Annotated in this window: 20 protein-coding genes; 13 read left to right on the top strand and 7 right to left on the bottom strand. The window is 68.2% G+C overall.

Annotation, left to right across the window (positions count from 1 at the left end):
* The first annotated feature begins 86 nt into the window (after positions 1-86).
* Complete coding sequence (locus ACNJ7K_RS03305) at positions 87-1871, top strand: hypothetical protein (RefSeq protein WP_487041184.1); 1785 nt, start codon at positions 87-89, stop codon at positions 1869-1871.
* Between the two features lie 7 nt (positions 1872-1878).
* Here ACNJ7K_RS03305 and ACNJ7K_RS03300 read toward each other — a convergent pair whose 3' ends face one another.
* Complete coding sequence (locus tag ACNJ7K_RS03300; RefSeq protein WP_174247080.1) at positions 1879-2025, bottom strand: hypothetical protein; 147 nt, start codon at positions 2023-2025, stop codon at positions 1879-1881.
* Between the two features lie 220 nt (positions 2026-2245).
* Here ACNJ7K_RS03300 and ACNJ7K_RS03295 point away from each other — a divergent pair, with 220 nt between their 5' ends.
* Complete coding sequence (locus ACNJ7K_RS03295; protein WP_006553868.1) at positions 2246-2443, top strand: hypothetical protein; 198 nt, start codon at positions 2246-2248, stop codon at positions 2441-2443.
* A gap of 140 nt (positions 2444-2583) precedes the next feature.
* Here ACNJ7K_RS03295 and ACNJ7K_RS03290 read toward each other — a convergent pair whose 3' ends face one another.
* Entirely contained in the window at positions 2584-2781 is a 198-nt protein-coding gene (locus ACNJ7K_RS03290) for a CsbD family protein (RefSeq protein ID WP_026060957.1), read from the bottom strand.
* A 119-nt stretch (positions 2782-2900) separates the two neighbouring features.
* Between ACNJ7K_RS03290 and ACNJ7K_RS03285 the strand changes: the two genes are divergently transcribed.
* Positions 2901-3077, top strand: a complete 177-nt coding sequence (locus ACNJ7K_RS03285; protein ID WP_162836410.1) for a hypothetical protein — start codon at positions 2901-2903, stop codon at positions 3075-3077.
* A gap of 28 nt (positions 3078-3105) precedes the next feature.
* Here the strand turns inward: ACNJ7K_RS03285 and ACNJ7K_RS03280 are convergent, their stop codons facing one another.
* A complete protein-coding gene (locus ACNJ7K_RS03280) occupies positions 3106-4125 on the bottom strand; it encodes a magnesium transporter CorA family protein (RefSeq protein WP_268655297.1) in 1020 nt (339 codons plus the stop codon).
* Between the two features lie 54 nt (positions 4126-4179).
* Complete coding sequence (locus ACNJ7K_RS03275) at positions 4180-7680, bottom strand: protein kinase domain-containing protein (protein ID WP_487041183.1); 3501 nt, start codon at positions 7678-7680, stop codon at positions 4180-4182.
* A gap of 159 nt (positions 7681-7839) precedes the next feature.
* On the opposite strand from ACNJ7K_RS03275, the gene ACNJ7K_RS03270 reads away from it, so the two are divergent.
* The 7 genes from ACNJ7K_RS03270 to ACNJ7K_RS03240 all read left to right on the top strand — a co-directional run bounded on the left by ACNJ7K_RS03270 (position 7840) and on the right by ACNJ7K_RS03240 (position 16627).
* Complete coding sequence (locus tag ACNJ7K_RS03270; protein WP_120281737.1) at positions 7840-8196, top strand: hypothetical protein; 357 nt, start codon at positions 7840-7842, stop codon at positions 8194-8196.
* 7 nt (positions 8197-8203) lie between these two features.
* Positions 8204-9346 (top strand): class I SAM-dependent methyltransferase, encoded by a 1143-nt coding sequence (locus tag ACNJ7K_RS03265; protein WP_487041182.1) that lies wholly within the window; start codon positions 8204-8206, stop codon positions 9344-9346.
* Between the two features lie 96 nt (positions 9347-9442).
* Positions 9443-10285, top strand: coding sequence for a Bax inhibitor-1/YccA family protein (locus tag ACNJ7K_RS03260; RefSeq protein WP_071934511.1), 843 nt, complete (start codon positions 9443-9445; stop codon positions 10283-10285).
* A 133-nt stretch (positions 10286-10418) separates the two neighbouring features.
* The gene (locus tag ACNJ7K_RS03255) at positions 10419-11804 is read left to right on the top strand and encodes a cystathionine beta-synthase (protein WP_006553874.1); all 1386 of its coding nucleotides are present in this window, start codon (positions 10419-10421) and stop codon (positions 11802-11804) included.
* Positions 11805-11817: 13 nt separating this feature from the next.
* Entirely contained in the window at positions 11818-12969 is a 1152-nt protein-coding gene (locus ACNJ7K_RS03250; protein ID WP_060651828.1) for a cystathionine gamma-synthase, read from the top strand.
* 236 nt (positions 12970-13205) lie between these two features.
* Positions 13206-15116, top strand: a complete 1911-nt coding sequence (locus ACNJ7K_RS03245; protein ID WP_487041181.1) for an SEC-C domain-containing protein — start codon at positions 13206-13208, stop codon at positions 15114-15116.
* A 149-nt stretch (positions 15117-15265) separates the two neighbouring features.
* Positions 15266-16627 carry a C40 family peptidase gene (locus ACNJ7K_RS03240; protein ID WP_183070658.1) on the top strand — a complete coding sequence of 454 codons (1362 nt, stop codon included), beginning with the start codon at positions 15266-15268 and terminating at the stop codon, positions 16625-16627.
* 67 nt (positions 16628-16694) lie between these two features.
* Here the strand turns inward: ACNJ7K_RS03240 and greA are convergent, their stop codons facing one another.
* Positions 16695-17189, bottom strand: coding sequence for a transcription elongation factor GreA (gene greA, locus ACNJ7K_RS03235; protein ID WP_006553878.1), 495 nt, complete (start codon positions 17187-17189; stop codon positions 16695-16697).
* Positions 17190-17435: 246 nt separating this feature from the next.
* On the bottom strand, positions 17436-17864 hold the full coding sequence (locus ACNJ7K_RS03230; protein ID WP_060651826.1) for a DUF4307 domain-containing protein: 429 nt from the start codon (positions 17862-17864) through the stop codon (positions 17436-17438).
* A 180-nt stretch (positions 17865-18044) separates the two neighbouring features.
* Between ACNJ7K_RS03230 and mca the strand changes: the two genes are divergently transcribed.
* The 3 genes from mca to ACNJ7K_RS03215 are packed head-to-tail and all read left to right on the top strand — an operon-like array spanning position 18045 to position 21263.
* Positions 18045-18905 (top strand): mycothiol conjugate amidase Mca, encoded by an 861-nt coding sequence (gene mca / locus ACNJ7K_RS03225; protein WP_159419306.1) that lies wholly within the window; start codon positions 18045-18047, stop codon positions 18903-18905.
* Positions 18902-19225, top strand: coding sequence for a hypothetical protein (locus tag ACNJ7K_RS03220; protein ID WP_060651825.1), 324 nt, complete (start codon positions 18902-18904; stop codon positions 19223-19225). The genes mca and ACNJ7K_RS03220 overlap by 4 nt, the downstream gene beginning before the upstream one ends.
* A 43-nt stretch (positions 19226-19268) precedes the next feature.
* The gene (locus ACNJ7K_RS03215; RefSeq protein WP_230790923.1) at positions 19269-21263 is read left to right on the top strand and encodes a thioredoxin domain-containing protein; all 1995 of its coding nucleotides are present in this window, start codon (positions 19269-19271) and stop codon (positions 21261-21263) included.
* Positions 21264-21267: 4 nt separating this feature from the next.
* Here the strand turns inward: ACNJ7K_RS03215 and ACNJ7K_RS03210 are convergent, their stop codons facing one another.
* Positions 21268-21930, bottom strand: coding sequence for a TetR/AcrR family transcriptional regulator (locus ACNJ7K_RS03210; protein ID WP_085468926.1), 663 nt, complete (start codon positions 21928-21930; stop codon positions 21268-21270).
* Positions 21931-21991: the final 61 nt, after the last annotated feature.

Here is a 21991-nt window from a genome sequence, read left to right as displayed (position 1 = left end):
ACTCCGACGGGCCCTTTCTTCTGTCGTTTCCGTAGACCCGACTCCCGCAACGGTGTTCAATACGCACGAACCGATCGGGGGATGGGATGCGCGCAAGGATGGGCGCCGCACTGGCTGCGGCGGTGATGGGAAGTGTGCTCACGGCATCGGTGGTGTCGGCAGAGCCGATCGGACACATCGCGTCGGAGCCGATCGGACGCACCGCGTCGGAGCCGACCGGACGCACCGCGTCGGAGCCGACCGGACGCACCGAAATGCCGTACACCTCGTCGGCGCCACTGGCCGGCGAGGTGCTCGGGTCCGTAGTGTCGATACCCGCGCCGCTGCCGGCGGAAGCGGGACCGCGACCCGCCGCGTGCGACCGGTTGTCGTATCTGCGGTGGCGGTCGGCCGACGGACCGGAGAGTTCGGCCGACGCCGACCGGATCCTCGTCGCCCAGCCCGGGATCTTCGAGGGAGCGGGCGCGTTCGAGAGCGTCGCGCGCAACACCGTCATCGCGGCCGCGGCTCGTGGTGCCCATGTCGAGTTCTGGGCACTCGACCGGCGATCGAACTGCCTCGAGGACCACACCGGTACCCGGGCGGCACTGCGGACGGGTTCGCTCGACACCGCGACCGACTACTACTTCCGCGGTGCCGAAGTGGACGGGCGACGATTCGCCGGCCACGCGAGCGGCGCCGACGTCGCGTGGCTTTCGCAGGTCGGACTCGAGCAGACGCTGCGCGACCAGTACGACCTGTTGCGTCACGAACTTCCCGACCCGGAACTGCGGAAACGGAAAGTGTTGTGCGGCGGACATTCTCTCGGTGGTTTCATCACCGGCTACTTCGCGGAATGGGACTTCGACGGAGATCCCGCCACCATCGACGACGCCGGTTACAACCAGTGCGGCGGGTACTTCGCGCTCGATACGGTGATCAGAGCCAGAGCGCCCTTCCCGGGCCGGGGCGCGCTCCCGGATCTGCCCGACACGGTGTCCGCTCCGCTCGATGCGCTGTCCGGATCGATCTCCACTGCGTCGCCGGTGCTGGCACTTCCCGCGGTCATCAACCCGGAGACGACGAATCTGCTCGCACTCACCGGGCTCGCGGCACGGCTCGACCCGGACGGCATCGACGGCATCGTCCCGCGCATGCCCGACAACCCGAACATCGACTGGACGTTGCGCACTCTGCTGGCGGGGGATTACGCGATGTTCGCGACGGGCGACCCGGACGTGCGGACGTTGAACGCGACCAACGAGGCGGTGCTCGGCGCGATCCTCGACGACAATTCGCAACCGCTGGGGTTCCTGCAGGCGAGCGTCGGATTCATCACCGGGGCACCCGTGCGCGACAAGCTGTTTCCTGTTCCCGCCACGCCGGAGGTGCTCGGGTCGGGATTCTTCGGCGATGCGTTCAAGGCGTCGCCGGCGGTCTTCGCGGATCCGGGAGTCGTCTACCGGTGGCTCGACTACGACGAGGTGAGCACTGAAGCGTCGTCACCCGACGAGGCGCGGTACACCGATCGGGGGAGCGAGGTGACGTCGATCGCGGAGCTGGCGCGGAATCTGTCGGAGCCACCACTGGATTTCACCGAGTGGTACTTCCCGTCGAGGCTTCCGTTCGACCTCGCATCGGCGACCCGCTTCGAAGGTCATCTCCACCGCGACGGTGTCACGCGCAATCCTGTGGTGACGCTGGTGGCGAACGGAGGTATCTCGTTGCCCGAGACGGATCATCCGAACGAACGCCGGTGGATTCTGCCCGGATACAACCACCTCGATGTGCTCACGGCGGCCGCCGATCAGAACGACGGGCGGCCCGAGCAGGTGTCGCAGGCGCTGGCCGACTTTGCAGCCGACCGAGGCGGAAGCTTCACAGTCGGATGAGGCGGGATCAGGCGCCGCGCGCGGAGAAGATCGAGGTGTAGTCGTGGGGGCCGCTCACTTCGGCGACAGCGGTGACGGGTTCGGTCTCGGCGTCGGCCTCCGGAGTGGTGGGCGCGAGGAAGAGAGGATTGTCGAATTCTTTGTTCTGGCTCATGGCCGTCCTTTCGGGTGCGGCCGGGTAGACCCCGGCCGTCGGGCAGTGCGAAGAAGAGGGGCCGCGGTACACGCGGCGGGGAACTCTCACGTCCGGTTCGGAACCTTCGGGCACTGTGGTGCGAGGTTGCTCATCATGTGCGAGCCGAACGATGACTCCACCCTACACCAGAAGGTTCGCGCGACGTTTGACCGGCGAGTCGCGTGGGAAGACACTCGGCATGGCTACCTACAGAGTGATCGACCCGACCGGGAACGTCGTGGATACCAAGGAAATCGAGAGCGCGGACGACGCGCACGCCTGGTTCGTCGACCAGCGCGCCGACAACAGCGAACTCGGCTGGCGCATGGAGGCTCAGAACGAGCAGGACGGCACCTGGCACTTCTTCGACGACACCGAAGGCACTTCCTCGAAGTAGTCCCGGCAGCACCCCGTGAGAGCGGGGTGCTACACGCACCGGCACAGCTCGGTGCGGTACCCGAACGAACGACGCGGTGTCGAGCACCTCAACAGCGCGGTGCCGGTAGTCGCAACTACCGGCACCGCGCAGTTCAGGGGCTACTTCTTGAAAGCGTCCTTGACGTTCTCGACGGCATCCGAGACCTTGTCGCCTGCCTGCTTCAGACCGCTGGAGGTCTGATCGCCGCGACCCTCGGCTTCGAGATCACGATCGCCGGTCGCCTGACCGGTGTTCTCCTTGATCTTGCCGCCCGCTTCTTCTGCCTTGTGCTTTGCCTTGTCGACGAAGTCGGCCATGGGGTCCTCCTGTGTCATCGAACGTTGCTCTGACGGAGTACCCGGCCCGAACAGCCTGAAACCGAACACGACCGACTCGTCCGTGTCAGACTTCGACACAGACAGCCAGGAGGAGACCGATGTCGCATCCCACCAACTCCGGTCCCGAGAACAACGACCCGATCGGGGACGCGCCCGACGCCGATCCCGAACTCGTCCGCGACGGGCCGGTGCAGCGCCGGCGTTCGGCGGGTGCGGTGATCGCTGCCGTCGCGGTGGTCGTCGTGATCGTCGTGCTGCTCGTGGTCTTCCTCTGAACAGAGCCGTTCACCGAGCAACGCGGGTTCACAACCAGTCGCGGCGCTTGAACAGCACGTACAGCACGATCGCCGACACGACCATGATCCCGACCCCACTCATCAGTCCCCACGCCTCGCCTACTCCGGGATAGGGCACATTCATGCCGTACCAGCCGGTGACGGCCGTGGGGACGGCGATGATCGCGGCCCATCCCGTCAGTTTCTTCATGACGATGTTCAGGCGCGCGTCCTGCAGCGACAGGTTCGTCTCGAAGACGGTGTTCACCATCTCGCGCAGCGAGTCGGTCCACTCCGCAGCACGCATCACGTGGTCGTAGAGGTCGTTGTAGGAGCTGTCGAGCTCGGGGTGGTGGTTGCTCTCGGCGCGGGTGCGCAGGACGGCGTTGACGACCTCGCGCATCGGCAGCACGACCCGCCGGAGCTGCACGAGTTCCTTGCGGAGCCGGTAGACGCGGCGCTGGATCTGCCGGGTGGAGGCACCGTCCTCGAACAGGCAGTCCTCGAGATCCTCGGCGGCGTCGTCGAGTTCCTGGATGGTCTCGAACTGCCCGTCGACGACCGTGTCGAGAAGGCCGTGGATCAGCGCACCCGGCCCGTACTGCAGCAGGTCGGTGTTCTCGTCCCACCGGCGCACCACTTCGTCGATGTCGAAGGGAGTGCCGCGACGAACGGTGACGACGCCGCGGGGCAGGACGAAGGCGGAGATCCGCGTGGTGCGGAGCCGGGACTCGTGCGCCTGATCCTCGTCCTCGGAATCCGGAAACAGGTGCGTCGCGTAGATCGTGAGAAAGGTATGGGTGGCGTAGCGGGTGGCCTTCGTGCGCTCGCCGTGTGCGAGCGAATCCTCGACGGCGTGCGGGTCGAGGTTCCATTCCTCGGCGAGTTCGAGCAGAGCGGCGTGCTCGGGATTCCACAGGTCCACCCAGACGAGGGCCTCGGGATCGGCGAGATGCTCCGAGACAGTGGAGAGCGGGAAACCTTCGTCGACGAGTTTCCCGTGGGCCCACCGCCGGGTCCGGATGGAGTTGTCGTATCGGTCCGTCACCTCGGCAGGATCCCCGCAATACGAGAGGTTCACACCACGTCCCCCGTAGGAGGTTCACACGACAGGACGATGCTCGGTGTCTACCAATCGCAGCACCTCGTCGACGAACCCGAGGTCGATCCGTGGCCGATCGTCAGGCCACAGGCCCTGCTCGATCCGCCCTTGCATCGAGGTGAGCGTGGCGATCACGTGTGGCCCGCCGTCGGTCAGATAGCGCACCATCCCGCGCGCCGCGCACGCGTCGACCACGACGGCCAGGGTCTCCTCGGCCTCCTCGATGCGCCCGGCCGCGTGCAGGCAGGAGGCGAGCAGACGGTGGGCCTGCAGGTGGGCGCGGGGACGCGAGGCGGTGCGCTGCACCCACATCCGCGCCCAATCGACGGCCTGCTCCGCTGCCTCGGGCTCCCCGCTCTCGCTGAGCAGCCGGATCGCGGTGGAGTCCTCGATCTGGAGGGTGATCTCGACGGTTCCGTCCGGGTGGGGTGTGGTGTTCTCCGGCATCGTGCGCGTCGAAGGGCCGGGGGTGGTGATCCCGAGCCGGACCCGTTCGTTCTCGATGCGTGCCCGCAGGCGTGGCAGGTCGTGCAGCGCCGCCACCCGCAGTCCTTCGGCGAGCAGGGCGACGGCTGCCTCCCGGTTGCCCTGCAACATCTTCAGGCGCGCAGCGGTACCGAAGCGAGCGATGAGGAAATCCGTTCCACCGCCTTCTATTCCGAGCAGGTTGCTCTCGTCGAGCAGTGCTTCGGCCTCGGCGATCCGTCCCTGTTCGTAGAGCAGCTCTCCGAGCATGGCAGCGGCGAGACGCCCTCCGTGGGTGTGGATCCCGCCGTTGCGTCGCGCTCGGCGCAGCGCTGTGCGGAAGTACTTCTCGGCCGCGGCGACGTCGAGTCGTTCGTTCGCCGCGATGCCGCACAGGCACTGACCGTAGATCGACGCGAACGGTCCGCGGGTCTCGCGGTGGTAGGGCTCCGCCCATTCCTGCCGCCCGATCGCGGAGGCGAAGTCGAAGCGGAAGATGTCGGCGTACGAGGCGAAGTCGGCTGCGGCCGCCACCACCCACGGGTGCACGGAGGTCGGATTCTCCAGGCACGGCGCGATGAGCTCGTAGATGCCGTCGATGCGGTCGGAGTTCATCAGGATCGACGCCTCGACGGCATCCGCCTCGATGCGCAGTGCTTCGACGTCGTAGCTGTCCGTCACCCCCCGGTCGAGCAGTTCCCGTACCGCCGCGAGGGTTCTGCGACACCGGTCCAACCGCAGCAGCGCACTGTTCGCCCAGGCCTGCGTGAGCAGCAGGCGCGGATCGTTCGCGACGGCCCGCGGCGGCAGTTTGTCGATCAGGGCGAGCAGCGTGGCGATGTGACCGTGCTCCATCAGGTACATGCCGTCGTCGGCGAGCAGGTCGACGGCGAAGTCGGTGTCGTTGGCGGCGAGGGCGTGGTCGACGGCCTCCTGCAGCATGCGGTTGCGGGCGAACCAGTCGGCGGCGGTGCGATGCAGATCCGCGACCTTGTCGGGATGGTCGCGTTCGAGACGTCGCCGCAGGAAGTCGAGGAACAGGTGGTGATAGCGGAACCACACGCGTTCGTCGTCGACGTGCCGCAGGAACAGGTCGCGTTCCTCCGCCTCCTCGAGCATCGCCTGGCTGCGCGGATCGCCCGTGAGTGCCGCGGCGAGGCCGCCGCTGATCGATTCGGTGATGCTGGTCGCGAGGAGGAATTCGTACATCCGGGGTTCGAGACCGGCCAGCACGTTGTCGGCGAGGAACTCACCGATCGCGTGGTGCCGGCCGGTGATGTTCTCGATGAGCCATGACGGATCGTCGCTGTCGCGCAACGACAACGACGCGAGCTGCAGGGCTGCGGCCCACCCCTCCGTGGTGCGGGTGAGATCCTCCACGTCCTCGGGGTCGAGGTCTATCCCGCCGATGTCGCGCAGGAAGGCGTTCGATTCGTCCACCCCGAACCGCAGTGCCGTCGAATCGATCTCGACCAGCTCGTCGCGAACGCGCATGCGGCTGAGCGGAAGTCCGGATCGGTTGCGGCTCGTCACCACGAGCTGCAGGTGATGGCATCCGCGGTCGAGCAGGAACTCGAGAGCGGCGACGGTCTCCGTCGACGTGACGCGGTGCCAGTCGTCGATCACCAGCGTCGCCGCGGTGTCGGTGCGGTGCAGCTCGTCGATGAGCGTGCACAGCACGTACCGTTCGGCCTCGTCGCCGTGCGCGTCGAGGATCTGGCCGAGCTCGCGCGCAAGCACGGGCCGGATCTGTTTCATGGCCTCGACGAGGTGCGCGAGGAACCACAGCACGTTGTTGTCGTCACTGTCCACCGTCAACCACGCGACCGGCACTCCCTCGGCGGCGAGAACGGTGCGCCACTGCGCCGCGAGGGTGGACTTGCCGAAGCCGGTGGGGGCGTGGATGGCGATGAGACGGCGCCGTCCGCCGGCCCGCAGGAACGAGATCAGACGACTGCGTTCGATCAGGGGACGGGACGTCGAGGGCGGCCGGAACCTGGTCGACGGTGCGGTGGACGGACCGGTGCGTCCCGAGACCGTGGACGACCGGCCGGAGACCGTCGAGGCCGGCCCGGTGAGCGGTGGCGCCGAGCGCGGCGGGAACGGGCCGGACGGCGGTGACCCGGGCAGCGCCATCTCGTCGATCGGCAGGTTGTGGGCGCGCTGGACGTCGCGGAGCAGATCGCCGAACTCGGCGGCCGTCTGCGGCCGGTCCTCGGCATCGGTCGCCATGCCGCGCTCGAGGGCCTCGCACACGTCGTCGGGGATGCCCTCGCCGCGCAGGTCGGGGACGGGCTCGGAAGTGATGCGCACGAACTGCGCGACGATCTTCTCGCCCTCCTTCCGCTCGAAGGCGGCGTGACCGGTGATCGCCGCGAACAGGGTCGCGGAGAGGCCGTAGACGTCGGCGGCCGGAGTCGGGGCATGACCGCGCAGCACCTCCGGTGCCGTGAACGCGGGGGAACCGGTGATCTCACCGGCAGTGGTGCGGAAGCCGCCGCCGACGCGGGCGATACCGAAATCCGTCAGCTGCGGTTCGCCGTACTCGGTGAGCAGGATGTTGCCGGGCTTGATGTCGCGGTGCAGGACGTCGGAACGATGCGCCGTCTCGAGTGCACCGGCGACCTTCACCCCGATCCGGACCGCCTCCGGCCAGGTGATCGGCCCGTGCCGCCGGATGCGAGTGTCGAGAGAGTCGTGCGGGTGATAGTGCATCACCAGATAGGGCAGGCCCGTGCCCGTCGCCCCGGCCTGCAGCACGGTGACGATGTTGGGGTGGCCGGAGAGCCGCCCCATCGCGCGTTGCTCGCGCAGGAAGCGTTCGAGATCGGCGGGTTCGGGGGAGCGGCGCAGCACCTTCACCGCGACGTCACGGTCGAGTTCGGCCTGCCGGCAGCGGTAGACCACACCGAAGCCGCCGCGGCCGATCTCCACGGCGTCGGTGAAACCGGCATCGTGCAGCGCGCGCACGATGTCGGTCTCTGCGACGTCGACAATCGGCGCGCGCTGAGTGGCGGCCGGATCGTTCTCGGTCATCGGCGCAATCACCTCGGGAAGCCGTTTCCCCAGGATAGTCTCGAAATGTGCACGCCCGCTGCAGATCGTGCGTCGCCCCTGGTCTAACGTGGTCCGGCCGGACCACGGTGCCTCACCGGGAACGGACGAAACGACACTGCGACCAGAAGTGGGACATAGATGAAGAAGACTCTCGCGGCGCTGTTCGGTGCAGGTGTGGTCCTGCTTGCGGCGGCGTGTGGATCCTCGGACGGATCCGACTCGGCCGAGGAGACCACCACCACGACGAGCACCTCGGCTTCGGCGGAGGCCGGCACCTCGGGCACCAGCGTCGAACTCGGCAAGAGCTACGAGGAGAACTGCGAGGCTCTGCTGCCCTACCTCGACGAGCTCGAGGGGTGGGGCCAGGACCGCGCGGCAGCGGCCCAGGCCGTCGCCGACGCCCAGCAGCAGCTCCCGGCCTGGCAGGATCTCAGCGAAGAGGAGCAGGCCGACACCCTGCGTGCCATCGAGAACGCCGGAAAGGGCGAGTGCTGACGGTCGAGTGTTGATCGACGAGTTGTACGACAGGTTGAGGCGCTTCCCGGATGTGGAAGCGCCCAACCTGTTCGCCGTCGACGGGGCCGATCGCCTGCTCCTCGACGAAGCCGCCCCCGCCCTGGAATCCGCAACGCCGGGCACGATCGTGGTCGTCGACGACCAGTACGGTGCCCTGACCCTGGGTGCGGCCGTCCGGTTCGGCGCGGAGCGGATCCGGGTGCATCAGGACTCGGTGGTGGCCGAACGCGCGCTGGCTGCGAACGCCGAACGTGAGGATCTCACCGACCGCTATCGTTCCTGCGGACTCGACGCGGACCTGCTCGCCGGTGCCCGAGTGGTACTGCTGCGTCTTCCCCGTTCGCTCTCGGCGCTCACCGAGATCGCCGAGACCGTGGCCCGCCACGCCGACCCCGAGGTCGTCGTGTTCGCCGGTGGCCGCGACAAGCACATCAGCCTTGCGATGAACGACGTCCTCGGTGCGTCCTTCGCCGAGGTCCGCGCGTCGCGGGGACGGCAGAAGTCGCGGGTGCTCACCGCGCGCGGAGCAACACCCGGACCGGCCTCCTATCCCGTCCGTGAGCGGCTCGCCGAACTCGACCTCGCCGTCGTCGCGCACGGGGCCGCCTTCGCCGGCCCGCGTCTCGACATCGGCACCCGTTTCCTCCTCGACCACTTCCCGAACCTCGACCTGCCTCGTAGCGACACGGACGAGCAGCTCGCGGTGGACCTCGGCTGCGGCACCGGCATCCTCGCCGCGATGCTCGCCCGGCAACTGCCCGACGTTCGCGTGATCGCGACCGATCACTCCGCCGCCGCCGTCGCCTCCGCTGCGGAGACTGCCGCCGCGAACGGACTCGCCGACCGGATCGACACGCTCCGCGACGATGCCGCGAGCTCGATCGCCGCCGGGTCGGTCGACCTGGTGGTGTGCAATCCGCCCTTCCACATCGGCGCCACCGTGCACACCGGCGCGGCCCACAAGATGTTCGACGCCGCAGCCCGGATCCTCCGCCCGGGAGGACAGATGTGGACGGTCTACAACCGCCACCTCGACTACCGCCCCGCGCTGTCGGGCATCGTCGGGCCGACCCGCGTCGAGGGCCGCAACCGCAAGTTCACGGTGACCAGGTCGGTACGGAGCCGGTAGAGTCCGATTAGTCCGAGCTTTCTCGACGAAACGGGAACTCGTGAGGTCACTGCCTCGTTGAACGGACAGAAGCGACCACGAGAAGGGAAGTGCACGGTGCGCACCACCAGTAACCCGGTGTTCCGCAACCTGCCCAAGCAAGAGGGCGGCGGATACGCCACGTTCGGCTCTGCGACGGCAGGCGCCGCGCAGGCCACCCAGCAATTCGGTCAGCCGCAGACGGATCCGTGGGCACGCCCCACCGACCAGCGGACGATGACCATCGACGACGTCGTCACCAAGACCGGCATCACGCTCGGTGTGCTCGCCGTCTCGGCACTCATCTCCTACGTGCTGGTCAACTCCAACGTCGGCCTGGCAGCTCCGTTCGTCATCGGCGGCGGTCTGATCGGTCTCGTCCTCGTGCTGGTCGCGACGTTCGGCCGCAAGATGGACAACCCGGCGATCGTCCTCGCCTACGCGGTCGCGGAAGGCTTCTTCCTCGGCGCGCTGTCGTTCATGTTCACCGACATCACGTTCGGTGGCGCCGGCGGCGCGACCCTGATCGCGCAGGCCGTCCTCGGCACCTTCGGCGTGTTCTTCGGCATGCTCGTCGTGTACCGCACCGGCGCCATCCGCGTCACGCCGCGCCTGACCCGCATGATCGTCGGCGCCCTCGTCGGTGTCCTGGTCCTGGCGCTGGGCAACCTCATCGCCGGCTTCTTCATCGACGGTGGCCTGGGCCTGCGCGACGGCGGCCCGATCGCCATCATCTTCAGCCTCGTGTGCATCGGCATCGCGGCGTTCAGCTTCCTGCTGGACTTCGACTCCGCCGACCAGCTGATCCGCGCACAGGCCCCCGAGAAGGCCGCTTGGGGCGTCGCCCTCGGCCTGACCGTCACCCTGGTGTGGCTGTACGTCGAGATCCTGCGACTGCTCAGCTACTTCCAGAACGACTAGCAGTACGCCACGAAGACCCCGGACCACGGTCCGGGGTCTTCGTCGTTTCGCAGGGGTCGTTTCGCAGGGGTGTTTTCCCGGGGGGTGTACACCGTCCCCCTGCCGGAAAGCCACGACGTGGGAACATGGAGTCATGCGCATTGCGGATTCCGTCATCGACCTCATCGGAAACACCCCCCTCGTCAAGCTCAACACGGTGGTGAAACCCGGATCGGGGCTCGTAGCGGCGAAGATCGAATACCTCAATCCCGGCGGCAGCTCCAAGGACCGCATCGCGGTGAAGATGATCGATGCGGCCGAAGCGTCGGGCGAACTGAAGCCGGGCGGGACGATCGTCGAGCCCACCTCCGGCAACACCGGCATCGGCCTGGCCCTGGTCGCGCAGCAGCGCGGCTACAAGTGCGTGTTCGTGTGTCCCGACAAGGTCGGCGAGGACAAGCGCAACGTGCTGCGGGCCTACGGTGCCGAGGTGGTCGTGTGCCCGACCGCGGTCCCGCCGGAGCACCCCGACAGCTACTACAGCGTCTCCGACCGTCTCGCCCGTGAGCTCCCCGGTGGCTGGAAGCCGAACCAGTACTCCAACCCGGGTGGCCCGGCGAGCCACTACGAGACCACCGGCCCGGAGATCTGGAACGACACCGACGGCAAGATCACGCACTTCGTCGCGGGCGTCGGCACCGGCGGCACCATCTCGGGCACCGGCCGGTACCTCAAGGAAGTCTCCAACGGTGCAGTGAAGGTCGTCGGCGTCGACCCCGAGGGCTCGGTGTACTCGGGCGGCACCGGCCGGCCGTACCTCGTCGAGGGTGTCGGTGAGGACTTCTGGCCCTCCGCCTACGACCCGTCGATCCCCGACGAGATCATCGCCGTCTCCGACGCCGACTCGTTCGAGATGACCCGTCGCCTCGCCCGCGAGGAAGGCCTGCTCGTCGGTGGCTCGTGCGGCATGGCTGTCGTCGCCGCACTGCAGGTCGCCGAGCGTGAGGGCCCCGACGCGGTCGTCGTCGTGCTGCTGCCCGACGGTGGCCGCGGCTACATGTCGAAGATCTTCAACGACAAGTGGATGGCCAGCTACGGCTTCCTGCGCGCGCCGCTCGACGGCAAGCCCGACGACTCCACCGTCGGCGACGTGTTGCGCGGCAAGAGCGGCGACCTGCCCGACCTCGTGCACACCCACCCGTCCGAGACGGTGCGCGACGCCATCGAGATCCTCCGTGAGTACGGCGTCTCGCAGATGCCGGTCGTGGGTGCCGAACCGCCCGTCACCGCAGGTGAGGTGGCCGGTTCGGTCAGCGAGCGCGAACTGCTCAGCGCCGTCTTCGAGGGTCGCGCGAATCTCGCCGATCCGGTCGAGAAGCACATGAGCCCGCCGCTGCCGAACATCGGCGTGGGCGAGTCGATCGACTCCGCCACGAAGGCGTTCGGCGACACCGACGCGCTCATGGTGATCGACGACGGCAAGCCCGTCGGCGTCATCACCCGCCACGACCTGCTCGGATTCATCTCTCAAGGCCGATAGGACACAGATCTTCATGACAGACCAGAACCAGCACGGTTTCGCGACCCGCGCCATCCACGCCGGGTACGAGCCCGATCCCCAGACCGGTGCCGTCAACGTGCCGATCTACGCGTCGTCGACCTTCGCCCAGGACGGCGTGGGCGAGATGCGCAACGGCTTCGAGTACGCCCGTACCGGCAACCCCACCCGTCGTCCCCTCGAGGCGAACCTCGCCGCGCTCGAGAACGGCACCTACGGCCGGGCGTTCGGCTCGGGCATGGCCGCCACCGACTGCCTGCTCCGTTCGGTGCTGCGTCCGGGCGACCACCTCGTCATCCCCAACGACGCCTACGGCGGCACCTTCCGTCTCATCGACAAGGTGTTCACGCAGTGGGGGATCGAGTACACCCCGGCCGCGATCAACGACGCGGACGAGGTGCGCGCGGCCGTGCGCCCGAACACCAAGCTCGTGTGGGTGGAGACGCCCACCAACCCGCTGCTCAACATCGGCGACATCTCGGCGCTCGCCGACATCGCGCACGAGGGTGGTGCCAAGATCGTCGTCGACAACACCTTCGCGTCGCCCTACCTGCAGCAGCCGCTCACCTTCGGCGCCGACGTCGTGCTGCATTCGACCACCAAGTACATCGGTGGTCACTCCGACGTCGTCGGTGGCGCGCTGGTGACGAACGACGAGGAGCTCGACGCCGCCTTCGCGTTCCTGCAGAACGGTGCGGGCGCCGTGCCGGGCCCGTTCGACGCCTTCCTCACGCTGCGCGGCATCAAGACGCTCGCGGTGCGGATGGAGAAGCACTCCGACAACGCCGAGAAGCTCGTCGACTTCCTGTCGGGACACTCCGCCGTGACCAAGGTGCTGTACCCGGGTCTCGAATCGCATCCGGGCCACGAGTACGCGGCCAAGCAGATGCGTCGCTTCGGTGGCATGATCTCCGTGCGCCTCGCCGGTGGCCGCCAGGCCGCGCTGGACTTCTGCAAGCGCACCGAGATCTTCACCCTCGCCGAGTCGCTCGGTGGCGTGGAGTCGCTCATCGAGCACCCGGGTGCGATGACCCACGCCTCCACCGCCGGGTCGCTGCTCGAGGTCCCCGAGGATCTCGTCCGGTTGTCGGTGGGCATCGAGGATGCCGCCGACCTGCTCGCCGACGTCGAACAGGCGCTCGGCTGACACCCCGGTCGTAGAAGACACGAGAAGAAGGCGTCCCGAAGGGCGCCTTCTTCTCGTCAGGGACGGATTCGTGCCGCCAGAGAACCTCCGCGATGGCACACCACCACACCGATCACACCGGCCGTCCGGGCCCGCGCCCGGCTGAAGGCCGCCTGCGATGCGTGACGCGTGACGGCGACGTGCGGAAGGAACCGCATAGCCCCCGGAAGCACGGCCGGGCGCCGTACGATCGCGTGGTGACGGACAGCGAACATCCCGAATCCGCCCTGTGGGACACCGTGCTCGACACGGTACGGCGCCACGGACCCATGACGATCGACGAGGTGGCCGATGATCTCGAGGAGCACGGATTCGGCTCCGCCGAGCAGGTGATGATCGATCTCGAACAGTCGGAACCGCATCCGCTGCTGATGTGGTTGTCCGCCGACCGTGTTGCAGCGACGGATGTGCTGTTCGAGGGCAGGACGCTCACACACCGCCTCACCGCGGACGAACTCGACCGGCACGCGATCCCCGTCGACGACATCGAACCACTCCTGCTGCTCGTCTCCGAGGACGACGAGTTCGATCTCGTGCAACCCGGTGGCTCCGAAGATCCTGCCGCGCAGAACGATCCGGATTCGGGTGGATTCCTCCGCAAGGAGACGATCGTCTTTCCCGAAGAGGACCTGTCGGGTTGCGAGCCGGGAGATCTGCTCGCGCTCACCGCGCGGGACGGTCGTCTGTCGTTCGCTCCGGTCGACGTCGAAGTCCGGAGCAGTGAGAGTGAATTCGTGCACGCGCTCGAACAGACCATCGCCCGCGAGCAGGTGGCGAGCCTCGAGGGCACCTTCCTCGATGTGCTCGCCGAAACGCCGGACGCGTTCTCCGCGCCGTCCCTACCCCTCGGGGAACTGCTCGCCGAGGCCGGACTGGTCCGCAGCGGAGACCTGGTGGCACCGAACGGTTTCGACTTCGACGGATACTCCGACCGGGCGATGTTCGAGATCTACGCCGAACAGCTCGGGATCCCCGTCGACGCCGTGCCCGGCGTGGCCCTGTTCGCGTCGCTGGTCGAAGCCCTCGAACGCGGCGACGACGCCGAACTCGACGAGCGTTTCGCCGCGGGGAAATCCGGTCTGTACTCGGTGCTGTCCGATCCCGAGATCGCCGAGACCGTCTACGACGAACTGGTGGGGGAGAAGCTCGCGCCCGAGGCGATCGAACAGGCCGCGCTGTGGCTGCTCGACCATGCGCCGCGACGTGCGGCGGGGGCAGCGCACTGGATCGCCGGTCGCGCGGCCGAATCGACCGGACGCATCACCGAAGCCGAACGGCACTACGAACGTTCGGCCGACCTCGACTCCGCCTTCGACCTACCGTTGTTCGACCTCGCGCGCTTCGCCTCCGATCGCGGGGACGCGATCCGGGGGCTGTCCCTGCTCGCCCGGGTGCCGGGTGGCGACGAACATCCCCTCCACGAACTGCTCGAACGGTACCGGCCGAAGGAGGTCCCGGGGCTCGGCCGCAACGACCGCTGCTGGTGCGGGTCGGGCCGCAAGTACAAGGCGTGCCATCTCGGGCGCGCCGAACACTCGCTCGAGGAGCGGTCCGACTGGCTGTACATGAAGGCGGCCATGCATGCCCTGGAACCCGGATGGGCGGAACAGCGGGTCGCGCTGGCGGAGGCCCGCTCGGGCTACGGGGACGACGATGCTGTGGCCGAGGCCGTCGCCGATCCGCTCGTCGAGGACGTCCTGCTCTTCGATGCCGGCGCGTTCGCGGATTTCGTCGAGCGTCGCGGGGAGTTGCTGCCCGAGGACGAGGTGGAGCTCGCCCGCTCGTGGCTGGCGGTCGAGCGTTCGGTCTTCGAGGTCGAGGCGAGTGCGCCGGAGGAGTCGCTCACGCTGCGTGACGTGCGCAGCGATCGGGTGGTGGAGGTGTTCGCGCCCTGGCTGGCAGGTGAGGTGCCCGCCGGCACGTTGCTGTGCGCTCGCGTGATGCCGGTGGGTGAGGACCGATGGGTGATGCCCGGCGGCTGCGAACCGGTGACGGAGGACCAGCGGGACACGCTCGTGGCGCTGCTCGCCGAGGGCACGGTCGATCCGGTGGACATCATGGACGTCCTGACCCATCCCGATGCTGCGGACTTTTATCCGGAACCGTAACTCTGGTCACTCGGGAAACACGGATCCCACTGGTCCCAATACTAGAACGTGTTCCTGAATATATGTGATAAGAACATCCGGAAGCCGTACTGGTGATCGACCTCACAGCTACGGTGAGAGCGGTTGATGGATGGATGTGGGGGTAGCGGATGTCGGTGGACCCGTCTGCGGTCATCGTGGCAGTGGCTACGGCAGCAAGTGCGCTCGTTCAGGGCGTGGACTTACCAGCAGAGATCAAGGATCAGATCAACGGGGCGATCGAGTCGTTCGAGGCAACTGCGGAGAACGCCGACACGGACGTGGCGAATTTCGTCGCGTCGTTGCCGGAGCCGATGCAGCAGGGAGCCCAACAGGCGGTCGCGGATGCGACGACGGCGGTCGCGGGGGCGATCGAGCCGCATCTGCCCGAGGAGGCGGCTGCAGCGCTGCACCCCGCCGATCCGGAAGCGGCTCCGCCTGCGCTGGCGCCCGAACCGCCGGCCGCCCGGCCCGGGCCCTTCGGGATACCGGCCCGACCGCCGGCGACCGGCGCGGTCGGGAACCCGCAACCGGGTCCCACGATCCCCGGCACCGGGATCGCACTGCCGTCGATCCCGGCGATCCTTCCCGGAACGCGACTCGCACCCATCGGTGCGATCGCCGTGTTCGCGCCGTGGCTGAAGAAGGCAGGGGAACTGTGCGACGGGATCTCCGCGCCGGTCCTCGCGGCCCTCTACTCCGCCGAGAACGGTTTCCGGTACGGCCCGACCGCGCCGGTCTCGCCGGTCGGCGCCCGCGGCCCGGGACAGTTCATGCCCGGCACCTGGGACCAGTACGGCAAGGACGCCGACGGTGACGGTAAGGCCGACGTCCTCGGTATCGCCGACCCGGTCATGGCGTCGGGCAACCTCCTGTGCGACAACTACAAGCTCATCGACGACTGGAAGAAGCGCGGACTGGTCGAGGGCGACACCCTCGATCTGACCCTCGCGGCCTACAACGCCGGCGTCGGCGCGGTGAAACGTTCGGGTGGCATGCCGTCCGGTCATCCCGACTACGAGAACCAGACGAAGCCCTACGTCGCGAAGATCCGAGCGACCGAGCACGTCTTCGCTCGCATGCTCTCGCCGTTCCTGGGTCTGGGCATCGGAGGCGGGGCCGGTGACATCGGCAATCGCATCGTCGACCTGGCCTTCAAGTACCTCGGCCTGCCGTACGTCTGGGGTGGCGGCAATATCAACGGGCCGTCCGGCGGCGGTTTCGACTGCTCCGGCCTGACGTCGTACGCGGTGTTCGCCGCGACAGGCATCACGCTGCCGCGCACGTCCGAGACGCAGTGGCACATCGGCACCGAGGTGCCGCTGTACGCGGCGCGCCCCGGCGACCTGCTGTTCGGCAACTGGCAGGCCGGGGGACCGGGTCACGTCGCCATCTACATCGGCGGCGGGCAGATGGTGCACGCACCCACCACCGGCGACGTCGTGCGGGTGGGGCCGGTCTTCCCCGACATGAAGGCGCGGCGCATCTTCTGATACCTGCCGTGAACACGCGAAAGGCCCGACCGGATTCTCCGGTCGGGCCTTTCGGCTGCAGAGGCGATCAGCCGCGGTAGGGTTCCGCGCTCACCAGGGTCACCTTCATGGTGTTGCCGTTGGGCAGCGTGTACTCGCGGGTCTCGCCGACCTTCGCGTCGATCAGGGCGCCACCGAGGGGCGAGCTGGGGGAGTAGGTCTCGAGCTCGCTGTTGCGGGCGCCTTCCTCGCGGGTCGCGATCAAGAACGTCTCCGTGTCGGTCTCGTCGCCGGCGTAGTAGACGGTGACGACGGAACCGGGGAGGGCGACACCCGACTCGGTCGGAGCGACGCCGACCTTGGCGGTGCCCAGCAGCTCCTGGAGCTGACGGATACGGGCTTCCTGCTGGCCCTGTTCCTCACGGGCTGCGTGGTAGCCACCGTTCTCCTTGAGGTCGCCTTCCTCGCGACGCTCGTTGATCTCGGCGGCGATGACAGGACGATTCGCGATGAGCTGGTCCAGCTCGGCCTTGAGCCGGTCGTACGACTCCTGCGTCAGCCAGGTCACCTGGGTCTCGGTCATCCTCGATCACTTCCTTCGGGTTGGAGCCCCGGCTCCGTGGACAAGTCGTGCACATGCAACGACCGCGACAGCACGACCCCCGTCGTCCCCCCTTGTTGTCAGGCTGAACGGAAGTCGTACTGTCTGTTGATGCTCTTATGCAGCAATACACGGCCCCAAAGGGTGGAACCGTGTATCCGGCTATTTTAGCATCACTCCCGTCGCTGCTCCGGGAAAGCGCAGGAAGACGCTGGTCGCGGCAGGTTCCTAGGGTGCGCGGAGGTACTCGGGGGCCTCGGTGGCGCAGCCGTAGGTGTCGCCCATTCCGGGGCGTTGTGACGTCTTGACCGTGGAGGTCAGCACGACCGTCTGCGAATCGGATGCCGGGATGAGCACCTCGCGCCGTCCGGTCTCGCTGCCGTCCTTCGACCGGGCCCGGATGATGCAGACGGCGTCCTCGGACGGATCGTCGCGCGTGACCTTGAGCTGGATGTCGATGGTGCTGTCGTCGATGATCTCGAAGGCGACGACCTCCGACTCGATCGGAGCGGAGTTGTTCTGGAACAGAACGAACGCCACGACGAGCCCCGCGAGCAGACCGGCGAGGGTGAAACCCCAGCGCTTGCCGCGTGTCGACACGCGGGGTCCGGGGTACCGGGAGGAGGGGTACCGGTCGGTGGGCACGGTGTTGCTCATCACTTTGCTTTCGCAGCGGAACGATGGATCGGGCGTCGCCGCAGGGTCACGGCTGACGTCGGAATTATCAGGTGGAACTATAGAGGACGGATCCGAAGCGACCGCGACGCGGGCGCAGGGTCGGTTCCGGCGAAGCAGACGACGTGAGGTGGAGGAATACACGTGAGCGGACTACGGCTCATGGCCGTGCACGCCCATCCCGACGACGAGTCGAGCAAGGGCGCGGCCACGATGGCCCGGTACTCGGCCGAGGGGCACGAGGTCCTGGTGGTCACGCTCACGGGCGGAGAGCGCGGCGACATCCTGAATCCCGCCATGGACGTGCCCGGCATCCGTGAGCGCATGAGCGAGGTGCGCCAGGAGGAGATGGCCGAGGCGGCCCGCATCCTCGGGGTGCGGCAGCAATGGCTCGGCTTCGTCGACTCCGGACTGCCCGAGGGCGACCCCAAGCCCCCGCTGCCGGAGGGCTGCTTCGCAGCGATCCCGCTCGACGAACCGGTCCGCCGGCTCGTGCAGTCGGTGCGCGAGTTCCGCCCCCATGTCATGACCACCTACGACGAGAACGGCGGCTACCCGCACCCCGACCACATCCGGTGCCACGAGGTGTCGGTCGCGGCCTACGACGCGGCCGCGGATCCGGATTTCCATCCCGAGCTGGGCGAGCCCTGGGCGGTGAGAAAGCTCTACTACTCGCACGGTTTCATCCGTAAGCGGCTCGAACTGTTCCGCGAGGAGTACGAGCGTCGCGGGGAGCCCTTCCCGATGGAGCAGTGGCTCAGCAAGTGGCGCACCGAGCAGGGCGACATCATGGGGCGCGTGACCACCCAGATCACCTGTGGCGACTACTTCCCGAAGCGCGACGACGCGCTGCGGGCCCACGCCACCCAGATCGACCCCAACGGATCGTTCTTCGCGGTGCCGTTGGACATTCAGCAGAAGGTGTGGCCGACCGAGGAGTTCGAGTTGGCCAAGACCCGCGTGAGCACGGAGCTTCCCGAGACGGATCTGTTCGCGGGCATCGAGGACGGACAGGGCAAATGACGATAGGCACGCTCGCGGTCGATGTTCTGGCCGTCGAGATTCTGGCTCAGGAGCCGACCGGCCCCGAGTTCGGCAAGGCGTCCCCGCTCGGACTGGCCATCGTGGTGGTCCTGCTGGTCGCAACGGCTCTGCTGATCTGGAACATGAACAAGCGGCTGAAGAAGCTGCCCGAGAACTTCCAGCCGGAGCACCCCGAGCCCGACCAGGCCGTGGACGACGGCACGCTGCCGGGTGCGATCCCCGGCGGTGCCGAGGAGGAGAAGGCCGGCGGCACGAAGGCCACCGGTCCGGAACGTCCGGAACCCACCAAGGGAAGCTGACGACCGGCCGTCACCGACGATGCTCCTTCCGTAGCGTGGGGGCATGGCGAACCGACTGGCCGACGCCCTGAGCCCTTATCTGAGGCAGCACGCCGACAATCCGGTCCACTGGCAGGAATGGGGCGACGTCGCGCTCGCGGAGGCGCGCGAGCGCGACGTGCCGATCCTGCTGTCGATCGGGTACGCGGCCTGCCACTGGTGTCATGTCATGGCACACGAGTCGTTCGAGGACGAGGCCACCGCCGCCGTCATGAACGAGAACTTCGTGTGCATCAAGGTCGACCGCGAGGAACGGCCGGACATCGACGCGGTCTACATGAACGCGACCGTCGCCATGGCCGGTCAGGGCGGGTGGCCGATGACCTGCTTCCTCACCCCGGACGGTTCCCCTTTCTACTGCGGCACGTACTACCCGAACACGCCGCGCGGCGGCATGCCGTCCTTCGTCCAACTGCTCGAGGCCATCACCGAGACCTGGCGCAACCGTCGCGACGAGGTCACGCAGGCCGCAGACGCCGTGGCCACCGAGCTCCGTCGCAGCAGCGGGGGACTGCCCGTCGGGGAGGCCGCCGTCGAGGTGCGCCTGCTCGACGCGGCAGCCGCTGCGATCGCCACCGACGAGGACCGCGAACACGGCGGCTTCGGGGGTGCACCCAAGTTCCCGCCGTCCAACCTGCTCGAGGGTCTGCTGCGCGGATACGAGCGCACGCGCTCCGCCGACACGCTCGGTCTCGTCGAGCGCACGACCGACGCGATGGCGCGAGGTGGGATCTACGACCAGCTCGGTGGCGGTTTCGCCCGCTACAGCGTCGACGTCGCCTGGACGGTGCCGCACTTCGAGAAGATGCTCTACGACAACGCGCTGCTCCTGCGGCTGTACGCGCACCTCGCGCGGGTGACCGGCGCGGAACTGCCGACGCGGGTCACCCGGGAGACCGCCGAGTTCCTGCTACGCGACCTGCTCACCACGGACGGCGGATTCGCCTCGGCGCTCGACGCCGACACCGACGGGGTCGAGGGCCTGACCTACGTGTGGACTCCCGACCAGCTCGTCGAGGTGCTCGGCGCGGAGGACGGCCGGTGGGCCGCGGAGGCCTTCACCGTCACTCCCGGCGGCACCTTCGAACACGGCACCTCGGTGTTGCAGCTGCTCGACCAGCCCGACGATCCGGCCCGTCTCGCCGACGTGCGGGCCCGCCTGTTCGCGGCCCGGCAGGATCGCGCGCAACCCGGGCGCGACGACAAGGTCGTCACCGCCTGGAACGGCTTCGCCATCACCGCACTGGCCGAGGCCGGCGTCGCACTGGGCGAACCCGCCTGGATCGACGCCGCGGCGAGGTGCGCGCGGTTTCTGCTCGACCGGCACCTCGTCGACGGACGACTGCGCCGCGCGTCGCTCGGAGGTGTCGTCGGATCTCCCGCGGGCGTGCTCGAGGACTACGGAGCGCTCGTCACCGCACTGCTCGCCGTCCATCAGGGGACCGGGGACAGGAGCTGGGTCGAGCGCGCGCGAGAACTCGCCGACGTCGCGCTCACGCAGTTCGCGGATCCGGAACGTCCAGGGAGCTGGTTCGACACCGCGCACGACGCCGAATCGCTGGTCGCCCGGCCGCGCGATCCGGTCGACGGGGCGACGCCGTCGGGGGCCTCGCTGATCGCCGAGGCGCTGCTCGGTCTGTCCGCGCTCGTGCACGACGACCCCCGCTACGCCGACGCAGCCGCGCTGTCGCTGTCGGCGGCGTCGATCCTGCTCGAGAAGGCGCCGCGTGCCGGAGGGCACTGGCTGACGGTGGCCGAGGCGTCGGTGCGCGGTCCGCTGCAGGTCGCCGTCGCGGGTGGCGGTGAACTCCTCGACCTCGCGCGCCGGATCGCGCCCGGGGGAGCCATCGTGGTGGGCGGCGAACCCGACTCGTCGCCGCTGCTCGACGGTCGGCCGCTCGTCGACGGAGCGTCCGCGGCCTATGTGTGCCGGGGCTTCGTGTGCGATCGGCCGGTGACGACGGCGACGGAACTGCGCGAGGTCCTCACCGCGGTCTGACCTGTCACGGCCACGCGGAGACGGTGCGCGAGCCGAGGAAATCGCCCGTGCTCGTCACCGGTGCTTCGAGCATTCCGGCGATCGCGTCGACGAGGAACAGGGCGAAACCCGTCCAGTCGGGTTCCACCCGTTCCCGTTCCAGGCGTGCTTCGTAGTCGGCGCATGCGTCCACGACGAGTTTCCCCAGCAGCCACGACCGGCCGGTGATCACCACGTCGGGGATGTCGGCGACGCACGCCCTGGCCCGTTCGATCAGAGCGTCGAGATAGGGATCCTCGACGACGTTCCGGGCCGCGATGTCGACCATCGAGGGGACCGTCCGCAGCTGTCGGAGGAACCGGGCGCGCCAACCGGGGACGGGCATCGACGCGAGCTGATCGGTGAACGGGACGACGAGGCAGCTCAGGTAGTCGCGCAGTCCCGGTTCGGGGCCGAGCAGCCCGACGAGTTCGGCTCGTCGTCGGCGGGTGTCCTCGGCGTAGCGGGTGACCATGGCACGGACGAGTTCTTCCCTGCTCCCGAAGTGATAGTTGACGGCCGAGTGGTTCGCGTTGCCCGCGTGCTCGGCGATGCGCCGGTTCGAGACACCGTCGACGCCGTGGGTCGCGAACAGCTCCTCTGCGGAGTCGAGTAGTGCTCGCCGTGCCTGGTCGCCGTAGGTGCTCACGCTGGAACCCGCTGCTCTCTCGTTCTGCCGTACGGCTCATCGGTAGGTGGGACGAACGTCA

The organism is Rhodococcus shunpengi, from assembly GCF_048381395.1.
Lineage (GTDB): Bacteria > Actinomycetota > Actinomycetes > Mycobacteriales > Mycobacteriaceae > Rhodococcus.
Note: the sequence above shows the minus strand (reverse complement) of the source record. Positions and strands in the feature narration are given on the sequence as shown.